5 protein-coding genes and 1 pseudogene are annotated in these 4967 nt (G+C 43.4%); all 6 read left to right on the forward strand.

Annotation, left to right across the window (positions count from 1 at the left end):
- Nucleotides 1-876 (forward strand): toprim domain-containing protein (locus DWY55_RS18175; RefSeq protein ID WP_243633675.1); only part of this gene is annotated, 876 nt, incomplete at its 5' end.
- A gap of 184 nt (nt 877-1060) precedes the next feature.
- Entirely contained in the window at nt 1061-2407 is a 1347-nt protein-coding gene (gene mobV, locus DWY55_RS18180) for a MobV family relaxase (RefSeq protein WP_117710136.1), read from the forward strand.
- 325 nt (nt 2408-2732) lie between these two features.
- Nucleotides 2733-3857, forward strand: coding sequence for a GIY-YIG nuclease family protein (locus DWY55_RS18190; RefSeq protein WP_117589533.1), 1125 nt, complete (start codon nt 2733-2735; stop codon nt 3855-3857).
- Nucleotides 3858-3884: 27 nt separating this feature from the next.
- Nucleotides 3885-4064: a hypothetical protein gene (locus DWY55_RS18195; RefSeq protein WP_005680237.1), complete on the forward strand. Its 180-nt coding sequence runs from the start codon at nt 3885-3887 to the stop codon at nt 4062-4064.
- 37 nt (nt 4065-4101) lie between these two features.
- Nucleotides 4102-4716 carry a hypothetical protein gene (locus DWY55_RS18200; protein WP_117589534.1) on the forward strand — a complete coding sequence of 205 codons (615 nt, stop codon included), beginning with the start codon at nt 4102-4104 and terminating at the stop codon, nt 4714-4716.
- A gap of 18 nt (nt 4717-4734) precedes the next feature.
- Nucleotides 4735-4967, forward strand: a pseudogene (locus DWY55_RS21875) (hypothetical protein); the annotation flags it as partial.

Consider the following 4967-nt stretch of genomic DNA (forward strand, 5'->3'; position numbering starts at 1 on the left):
TACAACCCGGTAAGACGGCAGGGAGACAGCCTATGGTACAAGTCACCGTTCAGGGACGAGCAGGAACCGTCCTTCAAGGTGAACGTGGAACGCAACCTATGGTACGATTTTGGCGCGAGCAGGGGCGGGAACATCATCGCACTGGCGCAGGAGCTCTACGCGTCCGACAGCCTGCCCTACCTCTTGGAACGGATAGCGGAGCAGGCACCAAACGTGCGCCCGGTCTCCTTCTCTTTTGGCGGGCAACCACTCTCTAAACCGAGTTTCCGGCAGTTAGAGGTGGTGCCGCTTTCTTCCCCCGCCCTATTGTCCTATCTGCGGCAAAGGGGGATAAATACGGAACTGGCAAAAAGAGAATGCAGGGAGGTGCGCTACCTGACTGACGGCAAACCCTACTTTGCCGTCGGCTTCCCCAACCGTTCGGGAGGCTACGAAATACGCAACAAATTCTTCAAGGGCTGTATAGCCCCGAAAGACATCACACACATACGGCAGGAACAGCCAAAGGAATCCTGCTACCTCTTCGAGGGCTTCATGGACTACCTTTCCTTCCTCACCCTGCGGCTGGAAAGGTGTCCTGCCCGCCCCGACCTTGACGGGCAGGACTACATCGTACTGAACTCGACTTCCAACCTCTCCAAAGCAATCCGACCATTGGGCGGTTACGGGCTCATCCACTGTTTCCTTGACAACGACAAGGCGGGAATGGAAGCCGTTCAGGAACTGCGGGAGGAATACGGGCTACGCATCCGGGACGCATCGCACATATACGGAGGCTACAACGACCTGAACGACTTCCTCCGGAGTAAACAGAACGAACAACCCGAACGGCAGCAGGAGAAGCCGGAGAGGAAAGGCAAAGGTTTCAGGATGTAACCGCACGTGCACCGGACGACTTTTGAAAAAGTCATAGCTCATTAGGGCTTTTTCTTGACGCAATGCACGCATCGCTAAAAAAGCCCCAATGAGCAAAAGGGACGCCGCCCCTTTTGAAACCCCGGAGCCATGCGGCATGGAAGCAAGGCAGGGGAAGTATTAACCGAAAAAATATATTACAGTTATGGGATATGCAGTTTTGCATTTGGAAAAGGCGAAAGGTGCGGACGGTGCAATGTCCACACACATAGAGCGTACCATTCATCCGAAGAATGCAGACAGAACACGAACGCACCTGAACCGGGAACTGGTGCGGTTTCCCGAAGGGGTGAAAAACCGAACGCAGGCGATAGCACACCGGATAGAAACGGCAGGTATCAGACGCAAGGTGGGCACCAATCAGGTGAAGGCAATCCGGGTACTGCTCACCGGAAGCAACAAGGACATGAAACAAATGGAAGCGGACGGACGACTTGACGGCTGGTGCAACGACAACCTGAAATGGCTACGGGAAACATACGGGGAGCAAAACCTCGTATCGGCAGTCCTGCACATGGACGAGAAGACACCGCACATACACGCCACTATCGTACCGATAGTGACGGGAGAACGCAGGAAAGCCAAACAAGACGAACAGAACGGGAAGAAAAAATACAGAAAGAAGAACCCGCAGGATGTACGGCTGTGCGCTGATGACGTAATGGCAAGGCACAAGCTGAAACACTATCAGGACACTTATGCACAAGCCATGAACAAGTACAGTTTGCAAAGAGGTGTGGACGGCTCACTGGCAAGACACGTTTCCACCTCACAATATTACAAGGAACTGGTGGAACAGCAGGACAGCCTGCAAGAGAACATAGAAGCCCTGCTGGGGCTGGAAGAGGAAGCGCAGAAGAGGTTGAAGCAAGTAAAGAGGGAAATCAACGTGCAGAAGATGAAAGGTGCGGCGGTAAACGCCACCACAGTCATAGCGGACGGGGTGAGTTCTCTTTTGGGCGGCAGCAAGGTCAAGAGGCTGGAAGCGGAGAACGAAAATTTGAAGCGAGACATTGTAGATCTGCAAAAGCAGGTACAAGCCGAACAGAGGGAGCAGACAAAAATGGAGAACCGCCACAACAGCGAGATAATCAGGATAGACCGAAGTTACCAGCAGAAAATTGCAGGGTATGACAATAGGCTGAAACAGATAGACACCTATTTCCCTATCGTAACGGAACTGCTGCCCATAGCCGAACAATGCCGGGAAGTGGGGTTCACCGAAGAACTGACAAGGCAAATCGTCAGCCTGCAACCCGTGGAGTTCAAGGGAAGGCTCTATTCAAAAGAACACAAGGAGAAGTTCAGGACGGAGCATTCAACGGCAACCGTAGAGAGAAATCCGCAGGAGAAAGGAAAGTTCCGGCTGTGCATTGACGGAATGCCGATACTTGAATGGTTTAAAATGAAGTTTCAAGAGCTCAAAGAGAAACTGGGTGTAGGCTACACCCAAAAAGAGGAAAACATACCCAAAAGGGGATTGAGGATGTAAAGCGTAATAAAAAATAAGGGGCTTTGGTTTCATTTATTCAGCTGTTTTTCATATTTTTGCACTGGATTGAGTGTGTTCTTTCCAAGACATATTAGAATTTTTAGAAGCGTTATGCTTATCTTGTAGATGAAAACGTAGGAAATTTTCAAAGAGTACAAGGATAGCATAGTGGTTCTCACGCTATAGGCGTGGGCTGCTATATCCATATCTGTACTCAAGGTATTTTCCTACGACCTTCATCTAAGACGTGGCATGTAGGCCCACGCTTCTTTTTGTATAACTCTGCTTAGTAGGGTCTCAGGCGGCTATGTATGAAACCAACAACATGATTTCACAAGATGAATTTTCTTTATTTGACCCTCAAAAAACGAGAGCTTCAGTCTTACCTGATAAGCCCGGTAACTATATCATAGTATTACGTAGTACGTCCTCATTGCCCATAAAAGTGCAAATTTCCACTACTCCCATACTAACCTCTTTTCAGCACAAAAAAGAAAAATACAATGTCGTGTATGTAGGCAAAAGCAGTAAAAGTCTGCGTATTCGTGACTATAAACAACATTTCACTGGCACTGCCGGAAATTCCACAATTCGTAAATCATTAGGATGTTTATTGGGATTCAAACTGATTCCAAGAGACATTAACTCTCCCCAAAACGGAAAAACTACATTTGGTGAATTTGACGAGCGTACACTGACCGAATGGATGAAAGACAACCTGCTACTTTTTTATTATGCAAATAATGATTATGCAAATGTTGAAAAAGAATTGATTCGCACATATAATCCCCCTCTTAACTTGCAAGGAAATTTCAATAAAACTAATCTTGATTTCCGCAAGGAGCTTTCTGCGCTTCGTTCATGCACTTCAGCGAAACAAGCCCCAATACCAAATAACCAATTAAAACTAAATACTTATCCACAACAAATGCAATGCAGCAATTGTGGTATAAATCTAACAATTGATGAAGGGTTAAAAAATGAGGAGTACATTAAATGCCTTTCTTGTGGTTGTATTATTCAAAATCCCACCTACATACAAAATAAAAAAAATAAAGAACGCCGACAATGGATAGCGGTATTGATTTTTCTTGTTGTGGTTATAATTTTTAATATTTCAAGTAGAGAATACAGCACTTCTTCAAAGGGTAACAATAGAATCGAAAACTACGGGAGCAACAAAGGACCATCTCAAACAAAAGCTATGGCAGGAGTAAGGGTCTATCTTAAACGGCATTATCTTAAAGACCCTGACAGTTATGAAGGAATAAGTTGGGAAGCCTTTGGTATATATAATAAAGACAATAATACTTATTTTGCTCTTCATAAATATAGGGCTAAAAACAGTTATGGCGGTTACGTAGTGGAAGAAAAACTTTTTGTATTGGATTCTGACGGGAATGTTATAAAAGTTGTAGATGACATGAATGAAGTCATTAATGGTTATTGATATTTCCAATGAACAAACAATGAAGTTATGAAGGAGCAAAATGCTGAAAGACTTTCTGAATATGAGAAAGCCCAAATAGAGTTTGCAAAAGGTAAAGCGGAGTTTCTACAAGGATGTGGCGGTTGCCTGATGATTCCAATCATCATTATCATTCTACTTTGTATAGTAATTTTAATAGGTCTAATCGCTTCTCCTTTTATGGATTAATCAAAAAATTTAATTCTAACTTAAATAATATAGCATCATGAAAAAAATTATTACTTCTATTTTCATTTTGATGTTTTATCTTGGTTGTTCACCATCACAGAAGGATGTACTATTTGCAAACGCTTCCGATGAACAAATCATAGAATGGGGTAAACAGTACGTAGTCCATTCCATTGAGGATAGTTTAAAGGAAGGAGAAAGTTACAAAATAATGGAATGGATTTTGGCAGAAAAAAAGACAAGTATTCCCGTTGAAGTATGGCAAATGGATAATACATATAAAAAAGATTCAATACCAGGATGCACCAAGCTATTAGATACACGAGGTATTTTTGATGAACTCGCATTTATAGGAAACGGTGATAGCGCATTTGTAGCTTTCGCTGTTGCATATACAATAAATGAAAAGAATGGGAACTGCTCATTCTTAGAAAAAACATTTACCCTCGATAAAAACGGTAAAGTATCAAATTGCAGCGATTACCTCAGCCCTTCTCAAAAGATGAAACAAACAGAAGAAAAATTCCACAAAGCTTTGGAACAACTGGGACCTTTTCTCATTCAGGCGGTAAAGGAAGGTGCCGCTATGGCAGGCAAAGATACAAGTGGCATAACAAATGTGACGATTAATGGAAAAACATATTCCGAATAACTTATAATATGACGTATTATGAAGAAAAATGAACGTATTTCAAGTATCAACAGTGTATTGCAAGATTATTTTACGAAACATCCTCAAAGCGAAATGACTCTTGCAAAAGAGTTTATGCATCTTTTTATAAAGAATGGCATTTTCAATAAAGATTATAAGGAAGGTTTACCCATTCGAAAAATTCTGAGAGCTTTTGGAAAATCCAGTGTAAGCTGCCCCCTAAAACCAAGCGATTCTGCCCCCTTAAAACA

Source organism: Bacteroides sp. AF25-38AC (assembly GCF_003602995.1).
GTDB lineage: Bacteria > Bacteroidota > Bacteroidia > Bacteroidales > Bacteroidaceae > Bacteroides > Bacteroides uniformis.

Bases quoted from the DNA above. Each gene is read 5' to 3' on its own strand.
- mobV (WP_117710136.1), top strand. From the start codon at position 1,061: ATGGGATATGCAGTTTTGCATTTGGAAAAGGCGAAAGGTGCGGACGGT.
- DWY55_RS18190 (WP_117589533.1), top strand. From the start codon at position 2,733: ATGATTTCACAAGATGAATTTTCTTTATTTGACCCTCAAAAAACGAGA.
- DWY55_RS18195 (WP_005680237.1), top strand. From the start codon at position 3,885: ATGAAGGAGCAAAATGCTGAAAGACTTTCTGAATATGAGAAAGCCCAA.
- DWY55_RS18200 (WP_117589534.1), top strand. From the start codon at position 4,102: ATGAAAAAAATTATTACTTCTATTTTCATTTTGATGTTTTATCTTGGT.